This window comes from Fusibacter sp. A1 (genome assembly GCF_004125825.1).
Lineage (GTDB): Bacteria > Bacillota > Clostridia > Peptostreptococcales > Acidaminobacteraceae > QQWI01.
In genome coordinates this window covers 135,179-154,681 of sequence record NZ_QQWI01000008.1, presented here as the reverse complement: position 1 = coordinate 154,681, position 19,503 = coordinate 135,179, and the positions used below count along the sequence as shown (strand labels likewise).

21 protein-coding genes and 1 pseudogene are annotated in these 19,503 nt (G+C 42.1%); 12 read left to right on the top strand and 10 right to left on the bottom strand.

Annotated elements, in window-relative coordinates; all coding sequences use genetic code 11:
* The first annotated feature begins 133 nt into the window (after positions 1-133).
* The 4 genes from DWB64_RS12895 (at position 134) to DWB64_RS12880 (ending at position 3,494) form a co-directional block, all read left to right on the top strand.
* Positions 134-1,108, top strand: a complete 975-nt coding sequence (locus tag DWB64_RS12895) for a helix-turn-helix domain-containing protein (protein ID WP_164980403.1) — start codon at positions 134-136, stop codon at positions 1,106-1,108.
* A 166-nt stretch (positions 1,109-1,274) separates the two neighbouring features.
* Positions 1,275-1,703 carry a pyridoxamine 5'-phosphate oxidase family protein gene (locus tag DWB64_RS12890; protein WP_164980402.1) on the top strand — a complete coding sequence of 143 codons (429 nt, stop codon included), beginning with the start codon at positions 1,275-1,277 and terminating at the stop codon, positions 1,701-1,703.
* A gap of 67 nt (positions 1,704-1,770) precedes the next feature.
* Positions 1,771-2,643, top strand: a complete 873-nt coding sequence (locus tag DWB64_RS12885) for a helix-turn-helix transcriptional regulator (RefSeq protein WP_129488657.1) — start codon at positions 1,771-1,773, stop codon at positions 2,641-2,643.
* A gap of 131 nt (positions 2,644-2,774) precedes the next feature.
* On the top strand, positions 2,775-3,494 hold the full coding sequence (locus DWB64_RS12880) for a 4Fe-4S binding protein (RefSeq protein ID WP_129488656.1): 720 nt from the start codon (positions 2,775-2,777) through the stop codon (positions 3,492-3,494).
* A gap of 73 nt (positions 3,495-3,567) precedes the next feature.
* Here the strand turns inward: DWB64_RS12880 and DWB64_RS12875 are convergent, their stop codons facing one another.
* The 4 genes and pseudogenes from DWB64_RS12875 to DWB64_RS12860 all read right to left on the bottom strand — a co-directional run bounded on the left by DWB64_RS12875 (position 3,568) and on the right by DWB64_RS12860 (position 9,606).
* Positions 3,568-5,067, bottom strand: coding sequence for an HD-GYP domain-containing protein (locus DWB64_RS12875; RefSeq protein ID WP_129488655.1), 1,500 nt, complete (start codon positions 5,065-5,067; stop codon positions 3,568-3,570).
* A 343-nt stretch (positions 5,068-5,410) separates the two neighbouring features.
* Positions 5,411-5,764: pseudogene (locus tag DWB64_RS19475) on the bottom strand (response regulator); the annotation flags it as partial.
* 12 nt (positions 5,765-5,776) lie between these two features.
* Positions 5,777-8,731: an ATP-binding protein gene (locus tag DWB64_RS12865; protein WP_129488653.1), complete on the bottom strand. Its 2,955-nt coding sequence runs from the start codon at positions 8,729-8,731 to the stop codon at positions 5,777-5,779.
* Positions 8,732-8,874: 143 nt separating this feature from the next.
* The gene (locus DWB64_RS12860; RefSeq protein ID WP_129488652.1) at positions 8,875-9,606 is read right to left on the bottom strand and encodes a DUF5131 family protein; all 732 of its coding nucleotides are present in this window, start codon (positions 9,604-9,606) and stop codon (positions 8,875-8,877) included.
* Positions 9,607-9,746: 140 nt separating this feature from the next.
* Here DWB64_RS12860 and DWB64_RS12855 point away from each other — a divergent pair, with 140 nt between their 5' ends.
* The 3 genes from DWB64_RS12855 to DWB64_RS12845 are packed head-to-tail and all read left to right on the top strand — an operon-like array spanning position 9,747 to position 12,255.
* Positions 9,747-11,153: a serine hydrolase gene (locus DWB64_RS12855; protein WP_129488651.1), complete on the top strand. Its 1,407-nt coding sequence runs from the start codon at positions 9,747-9,749 to the stop codon at positions 11,151-11,153.
* Between the two features lie 25 nt (positions 11,154-11,178).
* On the top strand, positions 11,179-11,703 hold the full coding sequence (locus DWB64_RS12850) for an N-acetyltransferase (protein ID WP_129488650.1): 525 nt from the start codon (positions 11,179-11,181) through the stop codon (positions 11,701-11,703).
* Positions 11,704-11,763: 60 nt separating this feature from the next.
* Positions 11,764-12,255 (top strand): GNAT family N-acetyltransferase, encoded by a 492-nt coding sequence (locus DWB64_RS12845; protein WP_129488649.1) that lies wholly within the window; start codon positions 11,764-11,766, stop codon positions 12,253-12,255.
* A 100-nt stretch (positions 12,256-12,355) separates the two neighbouring features.
* On the opposite strand, the gene DWB64_RS12840 is transcribed toward DWB64_RS12845, so the two are convergent.
* The 4 genes from DWB64_RS12840 to DWB64_RS12825 all read right to left on the bottom strand — a co-directional run bounded on the left by DWB64_RS12840 (position 12,356) and on the right by DWB64_RS12825 (position 15,019).
* Positions 12,356-12,820 carry an N-acetyltransferase gene (locus tag DWB64_RS12840; protein WP_129488648.1) on the bottom strand — a complete coding sequence of 155 codons (465 nt, stop codon included), beginning with the start codon at positions 12,818-12,820 and terminating at the stop codon, positions 12,356-12,358.
* A 101-nt stretch (positions 12,821-12,921) separates the two neighbouring features.
* Positions 12,922-13,389 carry a diguanylate cyclase gene (locus DWB64_RS12835; RefSeq protein WP_129488647.1) on the bottom strand — a complete coding sequence of 156 codons (468 nt, stop codon included), beginning with the start codon at positions 13,387-13,389 and terminating at the stop codon, positions 12,922-12,924.
* 74 nt (positions 13,390-13,463) lie between these two features.
* Positions 13,464-14,543, bottom strand: coding sequence for a phosphodiester glycosidase family protein (locus DWB64_RS12830; RefSeq protein WP_164980401.1), 1,080 nt, complete (start codon positions 14,541-14,543; stop codon positions 13,464-13,466).
* The gene (locus tag DWB64_RS12825; RefSeq protein ID WP_129488645.1) at positions 14,543-15,019 is read right to left on the bottom strand and encodes a hypothetical protein; all 477 of its coding nucleotides are present in this window, start codon (positions 15,017-15,019) and stop codon (positions 14,543-14,545) included. Before DWB64_RS12825 ends, DWB64_RS12830 begins: the two co-directional genes overlap by 1 nt.
* A 235-nt stretch (positions 15,020-15,254) precedes the next feature.
* Between DWB64_RS12825 and DWB64_RS19645 the strand changes: the two genes are divergently transcribed.
* The 4 genes from DWB64_RS19645 to DWB64_RS12810 all read left to right on the top strand — a co-directional run bounded on the left by DWB64_RS19645 (position 15,255) and on the right by DWB64_RS12810 (position 17,142).
* Positions 15,255-15,506: a hypothetical protein gene (locus tag DWB64_RS19645; protein ID WP_371682603.1), complete on the top strand. Its 252-nt coding sequence runs from the start codon at positions 15,255-15,257 to the stop codon at positions 15,504-15,506.
* A complete protein-coding gene (locus DWB64_RS19640) occupies positions 15,503-15,655 on the top strand; it encodes a hypothetical protein (RefSeq protein ID WP_371682602.1) in 153 nt (50 codons plus the stop codon). The genes DWB64_RS19645 and DWB64_RS19640 overlap by 4 nt, the downstream gene beginning before the upstream one ends.
* A 28-nt stretch (positions 15,656-15,683) precedes the next feature.
* Entirely contained in the window at positions 15,684-16,508 is an 825-nt protein-coding gene (locus tag DWB64_RS12815; protein ID WP_129488644.1) for an alpha/beta hydrolase, read from the top strand.
* A 61-nt stretch (positions 16,509-16,569) separates the two neighbouring features.
* Positions 16,570-17,142 (top strand): YdeI family protein, encoded by a 573-nt coding sequence (locus DWB64_RS12810; RefSeq protein ID WP_129488643.1) that lies wholly within the window; start codon positions 16,570-16,572, stop codon positions 17,140-17,142.
* On the opposite strand, the gene DWB64_RS12805 is transcribed toward DWB64_RS12810, so the two are convergent.
* The gene (locus DWB64_RS12805) at positions 17,137-18,126 is read right to left on the bottom strand and encodes a YhdH/YhfP family quinone oxidoreductase (RefSeq protein WP_129488642.1); all 990 of its coding nucleotides are present in this window, start codon (positions 18,124-18,126) and stop codon (positions 17,137-17,139) included. The genes DWB64_RS12810 and DWB64_RS12805 overlap by 6 nt on opposite strands.
* Before the next feature lie 138 nt (positions 18,127-18,264).
* On the opposite strand from DWB64_RS12805, the gene DWB64_RS12800 reads away from it, so the two are divergent.
* A complete protein-coding gene (locus DWB64_RS12800; RefSeq protein ID WP_129488641.1) occupies positions 18,265-18,696 on the top strand; it encodes a MarR family winged helix-turn-helix transcriptional regulator in 432 nt (143 codons plus the stop codon).
* Positions 18,697-18,752: 56 nt separating this feature from the next.
* Here DWB64_RS12800 and DWB64_RS12795 read toward each other — a convergent pair whose 3' ends face one another.
* Positions 18,753-19,502: a DUF1295 domain-containing protein gene (locus DWB64_RS12795; protein ID WP_129488640.1), complete on the bottom strand. Its 750-nt coding sequence runs from the start codon at positions 19,500-19,502 to the stop codon at positions 18,753-18,755.
* Position 19,503: the final 1 nt, after the last annotated feature.

Below are 19,503 nucleotides of genomic sequence, written 5' to 3'. Positions count from 1 at the left end.
CTCCAAATTGCCCTTTTAGGTGTTATTTTGTGTATTGCAACTGCCAGTTGCGGTATTTTAAAGTCTGATTGATAGCTTGCAACTGTTATAAATGCTATACTTTGACTACAAACAACGAAAAGGAGTTGAAGATATGAAATTAGCAGACAAGATTATCAGATTACGAAAACAGTTTGGATGGTCGCAAGAAGATCTGGCAGAAAAGATGAATGTGTCCCGTCAATCGGTGTCCAAATGGGAAGGCGCCATGAGTATTCCGGATCTTAATAAGATCATCATGCTTGGAGAGATTTTCGGTGTTTCGACTGACTACCTCTTAAAGGATGAAATTGAAGAAATTGAAGCGGGTTCTGATAGTGGAGACAGCGGTTTTGACAAAGTGTCGATTAAAGATGCCCAAAATTTTGTAGAAACGAGTGGGGCTCAGTCGAGAAAAGCAGCGTTTGCTACACTGGCCATATTATTTTCGGTTCTTCCGCTACTTGTATTATTGGCAATTGCTCAACTTCCTACGATTCAGTTGAGCACTCAAGTGATTACTGGTGTCGGCATAACCCTGATGTTCGCTTTAATCGGATTTGGGGTGGTCATCATCATCAGTACCAGTCATGTCGCAAGAAAACTCACTGCATTTAAGGAAGGCACTTTTGAACTCGAGTATGGTGTGGAGAGTATCTATCGTGAAAAATTGGAAGCCTACAGTAGCAAGTATCACAAGGGTTTGTCAATATCAGTGCTATTGTTTATCTTATCGCCTATACCACTGATTCTAGCTGCAATCTTTGAAGCCTCTACTACTGTGATCTTACTGATGGTGGTTCTATTGATCGCATTAATCGGCATAGGTGTCTTTATCCTCATACCGATTAGCTCGACGCAAAGCTCCTATCACTGCCTGTTAGGCGAGGGAGAGTTCTCACCTGAAGGAAGAATTATCAGTAAAAGAAGTATGCAGGTATCGACGATGTATTGGCCGCTGATTGTCGCAATTTATTTAGGATGGAGCTTTTGGACCATGGACTGGCATATCACATGGATCGTCTGGCCTGTTGCAGCTGTTCTCTTTGCAACAATTGTAGGTTTAGTTCAATTAGTAAAATCGGATTGATTAGTTTTTGAAGCAAAGCATGCGAAGTTGATGAGAATCTCTAAAAATAACCACTATTCTGTGGTTATTTTTAATTGTGCATTGCTATGATTTACTGTTTACTTGGTCCATTGTTTAGATTGAATTATGCTATAATTTAACTACATGAGTGCATAGGAGGGGAAGAATGGACAAGAATACGATGATAGAGAACTGTTTGACGCTTGTAAAAAACGCAAAAGTCGCTATGCTTGGTACGGTGGATGAGCAGGGGCATCCAAACATAAAGGCGATGCTGAATTTAAAGACGGACGGACTTCATCGGATATGGTTTAGTACAAATACCTCGTCTAAAAGAGTTCAGCAGCTGCTAAATAATAACAAAGCATGCGTCTACTATTATACGGATAACGATTTTATGGGATTGATGCTTGTCGGTAAGGCCGAGGTGATGAGGGATGAAGCGTCTAGAAAACTATTATGGTTTGATGGTTGTGAGGCGTATTACCCTCATGGAATCGATGATCCCGACTACTCCGTGCTGCGATTCACAGCAGAAAGCGGGCATTATTACCATAATCTAGAGAAACTTAGTTTTGAAGTCAGTTCTGTTTGATGGCTGCCATAATAAAGGAAATTAACATGGAATTAAAAGTAAGCAAAATTGAAAAAGGGGTATACTTATGAGCCATATCATCATCATATTTTATGCCTTATGCATCGGAGCATCGATGTCGGCTCTTAGCAGGCTTGTGCTGATAGACAGAAAAAGAAAAAACGCGCTCCTAAGGTCTGCTGTTCATCTTATTGGAGGAATCGCTGCAATTACGGGTCTTCATTTACTGAATCTTTATATCAAGACAAACCTTAGCGACGTGCCTGCTTGGCTTGGCGCAACGGCTCTGCTTCTTGGAATGTTTATTGGTGGACTCTTGATGTATCAGATACAGGTCTTTATCTTTGCAATGACCTTTAGGGAACTGGATGTGAAGACGCGGCTTTTTTTTGTAGGTTATGTGCTGGTGGCAATAGTCTCAAGCGCTTTTAGCTACGCCTTGGTGAATCTTTTTATTATCATTTTGGTCGGTTATTCTTTTGCCTACATCATCTATTATTTTTGGTTCAACGGCGAGTACCTCAGCAACGAGCATATAAAAAAGCTTAAGAAATACAGTGTGATTTTTTCAGTATCGCTGTTTTTGGTGGGGGCGGATATCATCATCTTTCAGGTACCTTTTTTGGATCATCTTCTACCTTATGGTTTTATGGCACTACCTTTAATGTTGATTTTGATCACTGTGGTGGTGAACAGCGAGGTTAAGAACTACTTGGCTAGCAACTATGATCAGAAGAACAAATACGAGGATATTCTTCTTGAGTTCAAGGTCACCAATCGCGAACGCGAGGTCATCAAGTGTCTTTTAGAAGGCAAATCCTATCAGGAGACAAGCGATGCGCTGCATATCAGCCTATCTACTGTGAAAACCCACATCAACAATGTGTATAAAAAGCTAAATGTCACTAGCAAGGTCGAACTTTTGAACCTGTTGAAATAACTGCGATTAGCCCTCTCAACCTTTCGGTTGAGGGGGCTTTTTAGTAAAAATCAAGTCTTTACCCGATTGTTTGATTGACCGATGCGTCCTACACTGAGAACAACTAAAACAACTGTTCAAGGAGGACTACAATGAAACATCAAAAAAACAGAAAAACATTACTCTTTATCATCTTTTTTATCTTACCGATTATCATGAACATTTTTTCACCGGTTCTTATCATCATGGGTGGCGTCGACGGCATACTGGGGCTTACGTACTATGCATGGACGATCATGTTCGTTTCCTCTTTATTTGTAGGTCGCGCGTTTTGCTCGTATGTTTGCCCATACGGTGCGATGCAGATGTCTTTATATGAGGTTTCGAAAAAGGAACTGGTTCGTGTGAAGGGGATGAAGTATTTGCGATTTGCCTTGGGGATTACTTGGATCGGTCTTATCATTTATGTCTATGCGGTGCGTGTCGGTTTTAAAACCGATCTTACCTATATGTTTGAAACGGGTGTGAGCGTCGATAATCTTAACGGTCTTATCAGGTACTATGCGATTGTAGGAACACTTCTTATATTCACCATGATTTTTGGTCGCCGTTCGGCCTGCAAATACGTTTGTCCGATGGGAATGCTAAACACGATTGGAGCATTTATCAAAGAAAAACTATCGATTCCTTCACTTAGGCTTACAGCGACAGAAGGTTGCATCGACTGCAAGAAATGCGACAAGGCATGTCCCATGACGCTGGATGTCAGTAGGATGGCGAAAACAGGTAAGACTTATGACTACGACTGCATCTTATGTGGTGAGTGCGTGGCGCAGTGTCCGAAAAAAGTGTTAAAAAGAACATTCAATTAAGTTGGATTCACCAGAAGCATAAAAAACGCCACACCTTTTGAATAGGTGCGGCATTTTTTTTAGGTTTATTGCGTCAATCGCTATAGGTCGCGAAGATTTTCTCGAAAGCCTTGTGTCTTTCAATAAAGACGCTGAGTATATCGGGATCAAAATGCGTCGGTTCGACTCTGCCGTCACCGTTTACGATGATCTCGTAGGCTTCCTCGTGGGTGAATCCGCGTTTGTAGGGTCGCTCACTTCTTAGGGCGTCGTAGATGTCGGCTAAAAACACGATGCGTGCTTCAAGAGGGATGGCGTCGCCTTTTAACTTATCGGGATATCCCGTGCCATCGTATTTTTCATGGTGGCTTCTGGCGATGTTCGCAGCCATTTCAAGGTCTTCTGAATCACCGATGATGATTTGACCTTGTACGGTATGGGCCTGCATCAGTGCAAACTCCTGGTCGGTCAGTTTGCCAGGCTTGTTGAGTACGGAATCTGGCGTGTTGATTTTACCGACATCGTGCATCTGTGCGGCCACTGTGATGGATTTGACGAATTTGGTATCCATGCCTAAACTTCGGGCGATCAATTTGGAGTAGTAATTGACACGTCTTATGTGGTGTCCTGTCACATCGTCATTGCCTTCTGCAGCACGGGCGAGCGCATTCATAGTATAGTCAAAAGAGGCTTCAAGAGCGGACATCTTATCTTTGATTGTCATCATCAAGTCCATTTTGATGGTAAGCGCCTTAAGGATGTTCAAGTCTCTTTGACGCACCTGTTCCTTGTAGTTGATTGCGATGACCATCATGTCGTGTATCGCAAAGCTTGCGATGTTGTCAATAGCGCCTGAAATCTCGATTAAGGCATTTGGTATCAGTTCTTCAATGACTTCGATGTCCGAGAACTCATCAAGGGTTTTGTTTTTGAAAAAGCCTGTTTCTTTATAGGGTTCAAATGAGAAGGTGCTGTCTTCAAACGCCTTTTCAAAATAATCGACCTTGTAGGATACCGGGTAGTGGTTGCCTATGTATTTTTCTCCATTCACTTTTTTGATGATCCACATGGATTCTGGGTGATTGTCGAGAAAGATATTGTCTACATAAACGAGTCGCAGGTAGTTCATGAGTACTTTGTGGTCGTAAATCTCATCTTCGTTGAGGTAAGATTCCAAACTTGCGCGTATTTCTTCATTCATGACATCATAGGTATCCTGACAGATGTGCATGTCGTGGTATTTGCTAGTAAACTGGTATGCCTGTTCAATTAGAACAGACAGGGTAGGATTCAATTGTTGCCCGCTGATATAAGTCGCGTGGCTGATGTATCTTCTTATGAGCGAAGGACGTGTCCTGAATGAAATACAGATAGTGGGTATGTATTCAAGACTAATCGTCGAATCGACAAGTGAGAATCCGTCGCTGTCCAGATCATCTGCGATGATGAGGATGCAGTGGGGCATCCTTTTATAGATTTCACCCATCAGGTCGGACTTTGATACGTTATGCACCCGTGCTTCACAACTGATGGACTGCTCAATAGACTGAATGTATTCTTGATTATTACCAATCAGATAGATCGTTGGTTTCACGTTATCACACTCCGATTCTTTATGCCTGTAGTTTTGCTTTTATACTGTCTTTGGCAACATAGCTTATTTCGCCGCCGCTCTGTACGATTTCGTTAGCAAGCTTGACGATTGGATAGAGAACATCATCTTTTACATCGTTTAACTCACCAAAATGGAAGACAACTCTTAACGGCTTGATAAACATGATGCCTCTTATGGCCATGTTGAGCAAGCTGTAATCGGACTGGTCAAGAGATTCGTTGAAGGCGATGATGAACTTGCCTTCGATGTTGTTGATTTCGAAACCCTGTTTTGTACTAGTCGGGTCATTCCTTCTGGTGTTTTGAGCAGTACTGTCGTTTGAGATGACTTCGTTGATCACGCTTAAGACTTTTTTTGACTCAATCGGTTTGATGATATAGTGCTTTGCACCTGCTGTGATGGCGTTATAGACCATCTTTTTTTGGTTTACGGCGCTAATCATGACGATTTTGGCCTCTGGAAACTGGGCGATGATTTGTTGGACCGCTTCGACACCGCTCATGATCGGCATGGAGATGTCCATGGTGACGATATCAGGTCGTAATTCCTCATACTGGGTAATTGCCTGGCGGCCATTGCTTGCTTCACCGATGATGGTATGTCCGTCTTCTTCTAAAATGGTGGTAAGGTTCTTTCTCATCACGATTGAGTCATCAACTACTAATATTCTAGCCATGTCTGTGTCCTCCTAATTAGTCGCTTCATCAAGTGCAGCGCTTGTGTTTGTGCCAATGCGGTCAAGTGTTTCATTGCCTTCTGTTATGAGTAGGCTGAGTGTGATCATGTAGTCGCCACTCTTGTAACTTGCAGATAGTATTTGTCTATCGGTATATTTGATATAAGCGCTTTTGTTGCTTAACATCACCGGTACGCCGATGCTTAAGAACACGCCTTCTTCTTCTAAGCTTCCCAGTACATTCCCAAGGATTGTATTAGTGACTTCACCAAGTACGTCTTCTGCATAGGTGTCGATAGATTCTTCAGGAATATCCGCTAAAACAAAGGCGCCAACCAGGTCTCTTGCAAATAGTTCGTTGGCGCTTACGATTAACATGCCGTCGATTGAACCCTTCATGTTAAGCAGCGCATTTACTCTGTGAAGCGTGATCTTATCTTGCGCTTCTATGCTTGCAGGCTCAAACTTAAAATTCAATGTATTAAAGTAGTTGCCTGCGATTGATTCAATTCTAGCAAGAAACTTTTCGGGTTCGAAGGTTACGATGTCTGTACCGCTCAAAAGGGGAAGGGAGACAATGAATCTTGACCCGGCTCCTTCTTTTGAATCCAGTGTGATAATACCCCCAAGTGCTTCAACGGCTTCTTTGAGTGCGGGTAGTCCGACTCCGCGACCAGAAATGGCTGTGGCGCTATCTTTTGTCGAGAAACCGTGTTTGAATATTTCAGCCTTTATTTCATCTTTTATGCCACGCCCATCATCTTCGACAACAATGTCAAAGCCGTCTGGGTGCTCCACGATTGTACAGCTGATGGCAGCCCCTTGACTTTTACCCGCGATAAGCCGTCCGTCGATGTCTTCTATACCGTGGTCCACCGCGTTTCTGAACAGATGCACCATGGTCTTAAACACGTTTTGGTAGATGTTGAAGTCTACAAATACGTCATCACCTTGAATTTCGAAAGGAAGAATGGATTTGTTCATCCTCTCGCTTAGTTTGGTGACATAATCAGGATAGGATTTCAAGCCTTCTTTAACCGACCTATACCTGATGCTTTGAATGATTGGGATGATGTTGTTAAACTCGGTTGCCGGTAAGATACGCTTGATTTTCTGTTCTATTTCTAGAATCTTGTCTTCGTTAATGGTGTACATGTCTTTTTTATATAAGAAGTCGAAACCGACATATGATTCGATGGTGGACATGTCTTCATTTAGTTTTCTCAAGACTTCTTCTTTATCGATTTGACGCACCGCTTCAATGGAACCTTCGTGATAGATATGATCTTCAAGTTCGTTTAAGTGATTGCTGATGCCTGTCATATAGTACTGTGCGAAGGTTCCTTTAAAGGTATGGATCGATCGAAGCATTTCTTCGTAGTGATCGCCTTCAAGTGAAGTAAAATCATTTTTGAACAGTTCTTTGAATTCAACAACCGAGGATAAGAAGTCATCTCGGTTGAGCAGCACTTTTACGATCATCTGAAGGACATCACGTTCAAGTTCCATTTGCTCTTCAAGTTCGCGCGTGTGCGTGATATCGGTTAAGATGACCATCATCTGTTCTTTAAAATTCTCATCTTTAACCAGTTTGTATTCGATGCTTTGAACTCTACGATTGACATTAAGCTCATCCGGCAACAGGGGGATGAATAGGTTTCTTTGCTGTTCTGTACCATCGATGATTTTCACTAAGAGTGATTCGATAAACTCTCTCTGCTCTTCGTCATCAAAAAGTAGGTCTGTGACCTTTTCACCTTGAATATCATGTCGATGTGCTTTGTTTTCCTTATCATGATCCTCACCGGAATGGTCATATAGGATATCGCTGCATGCGACTGAGTATTCCGAATTGACGATAAGGTCAGATCCGAAGGTCATGAAACCCTGGCCGACGTTATCCAATAAATTCTGTAGCTTCAGGGTTCGACTTAGATAGGCGTCGTTCATCGATTGAAGCGTGCCGCTTGTCATCAGGAGCTGATCGTTTTGTGATTCGAGTTCGTCCTTTTGGGCTTCAAGTTCTTCTCTTTGGTTCTCTAGGGTATCCCTCTGGGCTTCAAGTTCTTGATTTTGAGCCATCATCGTCTGATAGTAATCAGACATCTTCTTCATTATTTTGGTTGTGGATTCTGTAAGACTGTTGACCTCTGAGACAGGTTTTTTTACATCTAACACCGCATTGAAGGCGTCTTCAAGGTCTTCATTGGCCATGTTTTCCATTTGAAGGGCCAATATCTCAAGAGGTCTTGCTACCATTCTCGAGGTGATCACTGTGATGATCTTGCTGATGATCATATTGATGATGAAGATGAAAAATACTAAGAAGATGGATGCGAAGATGACCATGTTGATGATATCGGGACTAACCCTTACCATGACTTTACCGATTACATTGTTATCACTATCGAAGTATGGGGCGCTTACTTCGGTGAATACTTGTTTTGCAAAGAGGTTTTCGTTGCTGTATTGGTCCATCTTATTCATTTTACGAGTGGACTTGTAGCTATCATAAACCACCTCTTCGCCGTACATGATTTGGTACTCGAAATAGGTGATGGAGGATAACATTTCGATATCTGATTTGACCATCTGTTGATTTTTGACGCTATCAAGGTGCAAGATGGTTTGAGCCAGTTGATCAGACATTTGGTTTTGATCGTCGTATTCATCCTCGAGGTAAGCGATGAACTCATCTTTGTCACCAATCTGTATGTAGGTGTCCTGCGTGTCCTCAGCTATCTGATTTGCGGTATAGAGTGAAAAACCCATACCCATGGCCGCTGTCAAGGTTCCGATGACCATGACCATTGCAATAAGAAGCAGCAATACGCTGATCGAGTTGCTGAAGCGCATGACTCTGGCAATTCGCTTTTTAAGCATGTTCTGTTTGTAGTGTTTGGTATTATAACATTCAAGTTTTCTTTGCTTCAGTTCTTGCATCTTCAAGTCATGACGTTTACCCATTAATTTCACCCCTGTTTATTAGTAGATTTATTTGATGTGTTAGTGTCGAACTCCTTATTCAAATAGGCTCTCTTCTTATCATACACGTTGATTATTAAAATACCCTAAAAATCTACTAAAGAAACCCTAATGATTTTAAAACATCAGTAAGCGGCAGGTTCGGGGGTGTAATCCATTTGTTCTTCCCGTGCGACCTTACAAAGCATATGCTGATTGATTTTTTTTAGTTCGCCGTCTACAAGATAATGAGAACCGACTTGACGGTATTCAAAGGATACTTGCTTTTCGATACACTGCTCTCTAATGGATACCACCCAGTCTTTGTTAAGCGGTCTTGCCATAGAACCTTGTTCGCCACCTACAATGACCTGTTCAATCGATTGGTCCAGATAGGCACTCAAATCGATGGATTCGATCATGGGTTGTAAGATGATCAATTTATGGGCGATAGGCATTGATTTGAGCAAGGGGATTCTAAAATCAGCAGTCTTTTGATTTTCGGCGCTGATTCCAACACTGATATGCTCATATCCTTTGGGGTAGTCACTTGGCAGGCTGACTTTGAACCGGTCGATTCGCCTTGTCAAAAACAAGAAGTTCAAGTCGCTGCGCTCTTTCATCATCTCCCAGGCTTCTAATCTCCAGGGATCTGCTTCTTCGATAAGAAAGTCTCCCCTAAAGCAAACATAGACAAACTCACCGCTTTTTATAAGGTACTGTCCATGTTTGTTTTTCTTGATGATTTTTGCAAACTCATCGGTTTTATAGATGGTATTGGTATCGATGCCCTTATTTTCGTCTGAGCGATGGATAAAGCAGTTCACACATCCTTCGCTAAGCTTGTGACATCCTTTCCATGGGTTCCAAATAGCCATAGGAATCTCCTTTTTTATTTTGACATTACACTGTAAAAATCATATGCTTTATTATATATCATACGGGTCAAATGATAAATGTATTGTCACCGTTTGATAGGTAACACATGTTTTACTTATATGAGAGGTAAGGGTTACATATGAATAGACGATTTGAAAGAGCAAAACCTGAAGAGCAAGGTGTTTCATCGACGGCTCTTGTGAAACTGATCGAAGGCATGAAGAGGCAGATGGCTGAAAAAGAGGATTACGCCTTTCATAGTGTAATGATCTTAAGACACGGAAAAGTAATTGCCGAAGGCAGCTTTGCCCCATTTGAACAAGCACAGGCCCATCTGATGTTTTCGCTTAGTAAGAGCTTCACTTCAACTGCGATAGGGATTAGTGTTGAAGAAGGACTTCTTTCACTGGATGATAAAGTCATTGATTTTTTTCCAGAGATGAGAGGTATTGCAAAAGGAACCTATACAGATGACTTGACGATCAGACACCTGCTTTGTATGTCGGCAGGGCAAGATCAGGAAAACATGATGACAGGTAACTGGGTAGAAGCATTTTTCAGTCAGCCGATCAGTCACGCACCGGGCACCAAATTTATGTACAACACACTGGGAACCTATATCTTATCTGCCATTTTGCAAAAGGTGAGTGGTACCACCCTTGAAGCCTACCTTGAGCCTAGACTCTTTGAACCTCTCGGCATTAGAGAGCACCACTGGCATCAAAGCCCACAGGGGATAAGCGCCGGCGGTTTTGGGCTGATGATCAATGTAGAGGATATCGCGGCTTTTGGGCAGCTCTACTTAAACAAGGGCGTATTTAATGGAAAAAGAATCTTGTCTGAAAGGTATGTAACCGATGCGACGTCCGTACAAATAGCAAATGGCGAGGATGTAAATAGCGACTGGACCCAGGGGTACGGATACCAGTTCTGGATGTGTAGAAACGGCGCTTACAGGGGTGATGGCGCGTATGGGCAGTACTGCCTTGTCATGCCCGATGAGGACATGGTCATCGGCATCACAGCTGGGCTTAGCGACTTGCAGGCACCACTTGACTTGATCTTTGAAACCCTAATCGGTGAAGTATCCGATGTGGCGCTGCCGCCTAGTGATAAGTCGTTTGAGCTTAGTCAGATGATGAAATCCTTAATGATTGAATTTGCTGCCGATAAGGCTGAATATGCAGTTGATTTTGAAGGCGATTTTTCTTTAAGTGAAGCATTGTATGGCTGTAGTGACATCTATGTAAAACTAAGTGAGAAGGGACTTGAACTCTCACTGCGTAACGAATATAGTCACTTTGAAATCAATACGACCATAGGGGAATGGAGCAAAACAAAACTCTTCTTCTTAGGTGGAGAAATGGCAGCAAGTGCTGCAGGCGCCTGGATAGGAGAGGGCACCTACAGACTTGAAATCAGGTTTACTGAATCAGCGGTGGTCGATTATTATGAATTTAAAATTGGAGATGTGCTGAGTATCCACTATAAGAGGTGGATCAATCACTGGGAAACCAGGGACGGCATAATAGAAATGATAAGTTGAATGATAAGCCTTACAAGGAGACAATATGATTATCGAACTGACAAAAGAAAATGAGCATCTATTTAATACGGTTATAAGTGAAGTAAAGGTAAGGGAAAAACTGGTGCCTTCGCTATTAGGCGGTATTTTTACCTATCATTTGGAACCGGTAGCACCTACGATTAAAACCTATTCCCCAATAAAACTTGATTTGGAAAACTACTACAAGAATGAAAACAGTGTTGTTTACTTATATGTCGAAGCGGATGAAGCGATCGGTCAGATACATGTCAATAAAAGTTGGAACGGTTATTGCTATATCGATGACATTCGAGTATCACCAAAGCATAAAGGCAAGGGTGTCGGTAAAGCGTTATTCACGAAAGCCAAAGAATGGGGAAAAGCCCATCAGTTGAACCACATGACCTTAGAAACTCAAGATGTGAACGTGGCAGCGAATCTATTCTATGAAAAAATGGGCATGAGAATCGGTGCTGTCGATCTGATGATGTATAAAAATATTGAAGCGACTAAAAATGAAGTTGCGATTTTTTGGTTCCTGATGGACTAATAATGTCATTAGAAGCAACGATAAGTTGAAATTTGAGCAGTATCAATTTGGAGGTCAAACATGATTCATAAACCCAGACTATTTTTGAAACCCACAACCGATTCCGATCTTGATTTTGTACTGAAAAATGAACAGCTTGCCGCTGAAGCAGGCTATGTTGCGCTTTGGACAAAAAAACAACACGAAGAAGCGCTTACTAGGAACGAAACCATACATAGGATTGTTACCAGATTGGAAGACGGTGCCTCTGTGGGTTATTTGATTGCAAATCGAGATTCGAATGATAACCTGGAGCTGATGAGGCTTGTGATTGCTGAGAAAAAGAAGGGCTATGGAAGAGAAACAATTGACCTTGTCAAAGAACTGGCTTTCAATACGCTTAAGGTGAACAGGTTATGGTTGGATGTCAGGGTACACAATCAATATGCGACTGCCATGTATCTGGATATGGGATTCGTTATTGAAGGTACATTGAGAAACTGTGTGAAACTGACGGATCAGTATATGTCAATTCATGTAATGTCGATCTTAAAATCAGAATACCTAGCGTAAAGTGCTGTGAGATGGGTCTGTGACTCAAATTAGGATTTAATGGAATAAAAAAAGATAACCATACTTTTAAAGCATGGTTATCTTTTTTTGCTGCTACATGCTATGTGTGAATTAATTTTACCTTAAGAACAAGTTCATTATGTTCGATGTCGCCGGTTTCTTCAAATCCTAAGGTTTTGTAAAACTCTAGCGGACTACCTTCGCCTTGACCACAAGAAGTTATAAGCTCTGAGTAGCCGTGCTTTATTACTTCGTCAAAAACGATCTGCATTGCTGCTTTTCCGTAGCCTTTGCCGTGGTGTTCTGTGGCAATCATTAACCTCCATAGGTAGGCTTGGTCCTCTCCACCTGGCTCGTCGTCTTCAATACCATAGTGCATCATGATAAATCCGACTGGTTGATCATCTTTATAGATGGCTCTTGGCTCGGCTTTGGGTGTTACATAGGCTTGTGCCAAGGAATAAGCATTGTCTGCTACCATCTTTTTATGGTTGTCAGAAAGAGTCCTACTGAGCTGACAGACGGTATAGACGTTTTTTGTAGTAATTTTTTCGAAACGTATCATTTTATCACCTCTAATTTAAGTATATCCAAAGATAATAAATTTTGTTTGGACCAGATGGTTATAGTTGATTGTTATCACAACAGCCAAAGTGGACAGCGAATTTACTTGACCACAACCTGATTGCGGCCGTTGGTTTTTGCTTCGTATAGCGCTTCGTCAGCCACTTTAAGCATATTGGAGAAGTTGGTGTATTCTTCTGAATAAGAGACTACGCCGATGCTTACTGTAAAGTTGATGGTTTGGTAATCAGAAGTGATAAAGTTGTGATTACTGATCTTATCGTTCAAGAGGTTTGCGATGCTTGTCAGTGTATCCGTATCTGCAAGTACTTTGAGTTCATCGAGTGTTTTGGATAGACTACGTGCGTATAGGTAATAGACGATAGTAATCGACGAGATTGTCGAAAGAACTGACATCGTACTGAGTAGTAGTGATTTTCCGGTCTTAAACATCTGTTTTTTTAAAAAGAAAAAGACGAATAGAAAATCAACTAAACATAGTAGTGTCAATGCATTCACAAAAGTCGACCTGACAAAGACAACGTAGAAGGCACCAAAAGTGACAATCATTAAGATACTCACTGCATTGATGATATATGCATATTGGTCCTTTATAGGTAATTCGGCGCTATTTCCTACTTGAATTAAGGCGCAATGATGAAATGATTGGCAACTGGCCGTAAAAAACCATCCGATGGCCTATTGAGAACTTCACCCTTAAAGTACATGGATGTCGATCCACCGCCATCCAGGTTGTATGCGTTTTTTACACCTAGCTCGATTAACTTGTCTTGAAGTCTTTCAAGTGTGATGCCATTGCTCCAGTCGCTTTGTCTGCCGTCGATGACAATTAATATGAGGTCGTTGTTGGAGTAATCACCTATGATCGTCCGCGGATGCTTATTATTTTGCCATAGTATGGGTAGGGTCGTCTTTTCTCCGTTTTGAATGAGGATGGGTAAAAAGCTGGCTCCCTGATAGGGATTAAGTGCGAATAGCTCCTTTTCGCTATTAGGACGGCCACCGATAAGATTCCCGTACTTGTCGGTACCGACAAAGAATAGGTGTTCAGAGTCGGGAACAACAAACGGGTTTACAAGATTACCGTCTACAACCGTATTGCCGTTCATGACAGACACTGTTTCGCCGTCTTTTGAGACTTTGTCGAATCCGCCACCATTGATTGTAAGTATCGCACCGGTGCGCTCTGCTGCATCGGTAGTAGTTTCAAGCCCGCCTACTTTGCCTTGCGCGAGTTCCAGCTTAAAGATATAAGGATTAAAGAGCTTCACCTTTGCGATGTAACCTCGATAATCCAGTTCACTAAGGGTAAAGAGCTTGATCTCTACTTTAGTGCTCAGATAAAAATCGATGGGTTGTCCTAGCGCTTTTGTAATTCGCTTTTCGTAAATGTCATCTGACAATAGACGTAGCTGTGAGCTGCTTGAAATAGAACTTTTGAGGGCGGCTTCAAACATTGCAAAGTTTTTAACATAGTCTTGTATAGTTTCCTCTAGATAGGTAAGGCTCTCGATAAGCGGTTTTACACGAAGCTCCGCACCCGTTAGGGAATAATCGATAGGGTCTAGGTCGGTGATTTCGTATTCGTAAGCTTTAGTGATGCTATCACTCAACTGAGGATCGTCATAGTAGGATTTTGTAAGCATAACCGCAGCCAAGATTGGTGCCAACAAGAAGATAAGGAACACATAGTATCGTCTCATCATGGCGCCTCCAGTAGGATGTTCAAGCTTTTTCTGAGTGTCAAAAGCCTGTTGTCCAGCTCTTGTATACGATTAGCTATTTCACTTTGCAAGACGACAGAATCCTCGATGCTCGTATTGACAATGTCGATGCTTGATTTCAGTTCGGAGATATCAAGACTGTAGGCTGTAATCTCTTGATTCAGTTCAAGTATCTCTGTACGTAGGTGATCAATCTCCCGGTTCAAAGAGCTTATCTCCTCATTTAACTTTTGATTCTGTCTTATCAGTTCACCCTGGTTCTCGATGTTTTTCACTTCTATACGGTGGATAGATTCATCGATGTACATCTTGCCGTAATCGATTCCATACATGACAATCAAGACCCAGGCGACAGTCAGGAGCAGGGTGGTTATGATTCCTAAAAAGGTTTTTAGTACACTCTTGCCTTTGGGGGTTAAACCCCGTTTCACATTTTCTTGAGTCGATTTATCCATAAGGTCCTCCAGTCCAGTTGAAGGTGGTCTGCTATGATTGATATGTGTCCTATTATATATGTTCCCATTAGGCTTTGGGTTAATCAATACGTAGAGCGATTAGCAAGGTAATTGGAGCATGAATAACGATCACCTTGGATAGGTGGCATATTCTAACAAAATATTGTAAACTTATTAAAGAAAACAGTTATCCTATACGCATTCTATCCATGAAATGAAAGCATTAAGGTGAAGCATGATTTATATCGACAGATTTATATTTCCAAGCAAAAGCGCAGAATTTGATTTTTTCAATGAGTTGAAAAGGCGATGTTATACCAATTTTTATCCTTTTCAGATTTTAGACGACCACGACGCGCTACGGCTTGATTTTGAGCCGAGTATGATACTATACGGCGGAAACGGATCTGGCAAGACGACTGCCCTGAATGTGATCGCCGAAAAGCTGAAACTGAATCGGTTCGCTATTTTGGGTGTCAATTTGTGATTGCGACCCATTCGCCGTTTTTACTGTCGATACCTGGAGCCAAGATATATGATTTTGATGAAGAACCGGTTGACCTTAAACGGTGGAACGAGCTTGAAAACGTCAGAGCCTATTATGACTTTTTTAAAAGTCAGGCGGATGAATTTTAAGTTATTGGATTAATAAGGAGCACTTAAGATGAAGTCTGAAAAACTTGGAATATTTACGATGCGAATGCCTGAAATGAATAGGGAAAGAACCATTCGCGTATGGCTGCCACCCAGTTATGATGAGAGAAACGATGTTCGTTATCCTGTGATCTACATGCATGACGGGCAGAATCTTTTTGACAAGCAAACCTCAGCCTATGGTGAAATTTGGGAGGCGCACACCGCAGTAAAAGGACTTAGTCGGTATGGCTTTGATGGAGCGATTATCGTAGGTATAGATAACGCAGAGGGGCTTGGACGTTTGGACGAGTATTCGCCATGGGTAAGTACTGAAGTGGAACGTCTTAAGGGTTTGACAACTACTGATCGACCCATCGGTGGTGAAGGTGAGGCCTATGGAAAGTTTGTTGTGAACACACTAAAAGTCCATATTGACGCAACTTATAAGACACTTAAGTCACGTACAGATACTGCTGTGATTGGCAGTTCGATGGGGGGATTTATCTCACTTTATCTTGGAGCTACTTATCCAGATGTATTTGGCAAGGTCGGTGCGTTTTCTACAGCCGCATGGTTTGCCCAAAAGGAACTCGTCGGTTGCCTTAAAAGGATTGATTTATCCAAGGACACCCGCTGGTATATCGATGTTGGCACCAATGAGACAAGTAATGATGAGATTGATACTTTCAATCAGCTTTATATAGACGGTTCAAAAGAAATCTATCAGGTGCTGCTGGAAACTGGTGTGCCAAAAGAAAACCTAAGACTTATCACCGAAGAGGGTGGTATCCATAATGAGAAGGATTGGGCCAGAAGGCTCCCAGGCGCTCTGAAATGGTTATTTGAGTTATAGCATGGTTTAGTCCCTATGGTAGTTGAATTAATAAAGTAGATAGTCTTTAAGGAGCGTGGCAATGACTTTACCGCTTGATTTTAAAACAAAAGAAGCTTTTAGAGTGTGGTTGATGGAGAATCATGAACGCTGCGCAGGAAGTGATATCTTCATGTATAAAAAGGGATATCAACATCTAGGGCTTGGTTATGAGGATGCTGTGCGTACAGCGCTCTGCTATGGCTGGATAGACTCGGTCACCCATAGTTATGATGAGGTAAAGTTCATACAGTACTTCTCTCAAAGAAGAGAGAAGTCAAACTGGTCCTTGTCGAATATCAAACGCATGAAGCAATTGATCGAACAAGGTGAGATGACGGAATACGGTCTCAGGTACTTTGATCAGAATTTACTCGATCAGCTTGATGAACTGATTGAAAGGGATCGGCTTGAAAAGGAAAAGGGCGTAGAGGTTCCAGATTTTTTTAAATCAGTCTTAGAGGAGGAAAACGCCACAGAACTGTTCGAAAAAACCGCCTTTTCTCAGCAAAAGATGTTTGTCGCCTACATTTCTGATGCGAAGAAGGAACAGACCAAACTGAATCGCTGCATGAAGGTGATTGGAATTTTAAGGGGAGACAAGAACAACCTATAATTTAACGATGCTGCGCCCCTTGTGCTGGCCTTTTAACATCAAGTCTATGGTAGGGTCCAGTTCTTCAAGTGTGATTTCATGGATATGCTTTGTCAGATCTTCAGCCTTCCATTTGCCTGCGAGTAGGTTCCAAACTTCTAACCGATGCTCCATCGGACAATTGACAGAATCGATTCCGATTAGGGAAATGCCCTTTAAGATGAATGGAAACACAGAGGTTTGAAACTCATGCGAGGCAACATTGCCGCAGCAGGTGACACAACCACCGTAATTAGTGGTCTTTAAGGCTGTTGCCAGTGTGTTTCCACCTACGGTGTCGATCACACCAGCCCAGCGGCTTTTTAGTAGTGGCTTGCCCGATTTGTCATCGAGCAAGTGGCGGTCGATGATATCACTTGCGCCCAGGTTTAAGAGTAGCTCTTTTTCTTGTGGTTTTCCTGTTGAGGCGATAACGGTGTATCCCAATTTTTGGAGGATTGTGATCGCTGTGCTTCCTACGCCGCCTGTGGCGCCTGTTACAAGTATCTCACCGTCAGTCGGCTTTACACCTGAATTTATGAGGCGGTACACGGATAGGGCGGCTGTAAAGCCGGCGGTTCCGTATATCATGCTCTCCTTTAGGCTAAGGCCTTCAGGGAGTTTTACTACCCAACTGGCAGGCACACGGATATACTCAGCAAAGCCGCCATCTGTGTTCATGCCCAGATCGTAGCCTGTGACGATCACCGAATCACCTCTAGTAAAAGTTGTATCGGTACTTTCTTCGACAAGTCCTGCGGCATCTATTCCAGGTGTGTGTGGGTAGCTTCTTGTCACCCCTTTGTTGCCGGTTGCAGAGAGTGCGTCTTTATAATTTAGTGAAGAGTAGTCGACCTTGATCAAGACGTCCCCAGACGGTAAATCGGTTAAGCTTTTATGGGTGATCTCTCGATGAAATGTACCACCTTCAAGTTCTTTTACTACCATTGCCTTAAATTCTTCCATATTGTTTAAACCTCCTAAATAGTTCTACATGGAACTAATCATAATCCTAAATTAGTTCTTTGTCAAACCAAATTGCATTTTGCACTACTTCTTCGAACGAGAATAGATTATAATAAGTCTAACGAAAAGGAGAGCGTGATGAATGATAAATACATAGTCTACTTTGTAAGTAAGATAAAAAAGAAAATGACGAGTTTCATTGAAAAAAAACTGGAGGAAAACGCGATCTATGATTTGGTGCCATCTTACGGCAATATCTTGACGGTGCTCTACGACCACGATGGTAAACTGAGCATGAAGGAGATCGGCGAGCTATTAGGTAAGGAAAAATCGACGATTACGACCTTGGTTTCAAAACTGGAAAACCAGGGGTATGTCAGAAAAGTGAAAAGTGATACCGACAAACGCGTGACTTTTGTCGAACTGACAGAAAAGAGCCATCAGATAGAGTCGAAGTTCAATCAGATTTCAACAGAAGTACAAGACACTGCCTATAAGAACTTCACTCATGAAGAAAAGTCTGAACTGCTTAGACTACTTAAAAAATTGAATTGTAATTTTGATGACTAATAAAAAGTATCACCACTTGTCTTATGAAGTGGTGATACTTTTTTGCTTATCCTCAACTAGCCTTTAGGGAACCACGGAATAAAGACGGATGTTTTATCAGCATAGGTCTTAAATGCAGGGTTGTCCTTGTATTTCTTTTCAAGTAGGGGTACACCAGAAACGAACCGCACAAGCAATGTGATGATGATCGGTGAAAAGACGGTCCAGATTGGAGCGCCGAAGCCGATTGCGATTAAAAAGTTACCCCACCATAAGACCGCTTCGCCAAAATAGTTTGGATGCCTTGTGTATTTCCAAAGACCGGTGGTCATCACCTGGCCAGGCTTTTTTGTTTTTACAAATTCTTTTAGCTGCCAGTCGCCTAGGGCTTCAAATGAAAGCCCAAAGGCAAAGACGCCGATGCCAAGATACACAGCCACTGCCGAAACCGTTTGGGCTGTTGCGCTGATGCTGGCGAAAACGATCGAAAACAATAAGATTCCTTGGAACATGAAGACTTTAAAAAACGCATTGATTCTTGGGTGGTCGCCCCAGTTTTTTCTCATATCGACGTAACGATAGTCCTCAGGTTTTTTATAGTTTCGCTTGAAGATATGAGCGAATAGACGCAAAGACCATATTGAAATGACAATAGGTATCACGATAGGAATGCTTTGACCGATAAAGTATGCGGCCCATGCAGCTACTGAAAAACCGGGGCCCCATGCCATATCGACAATCGAGTTGTCGTTGATCACCTGCGCCCATATGAACAGCACCGAGAAGTAGACAAATAGAGAAACGATAACGACTAAATAGGTATTCATT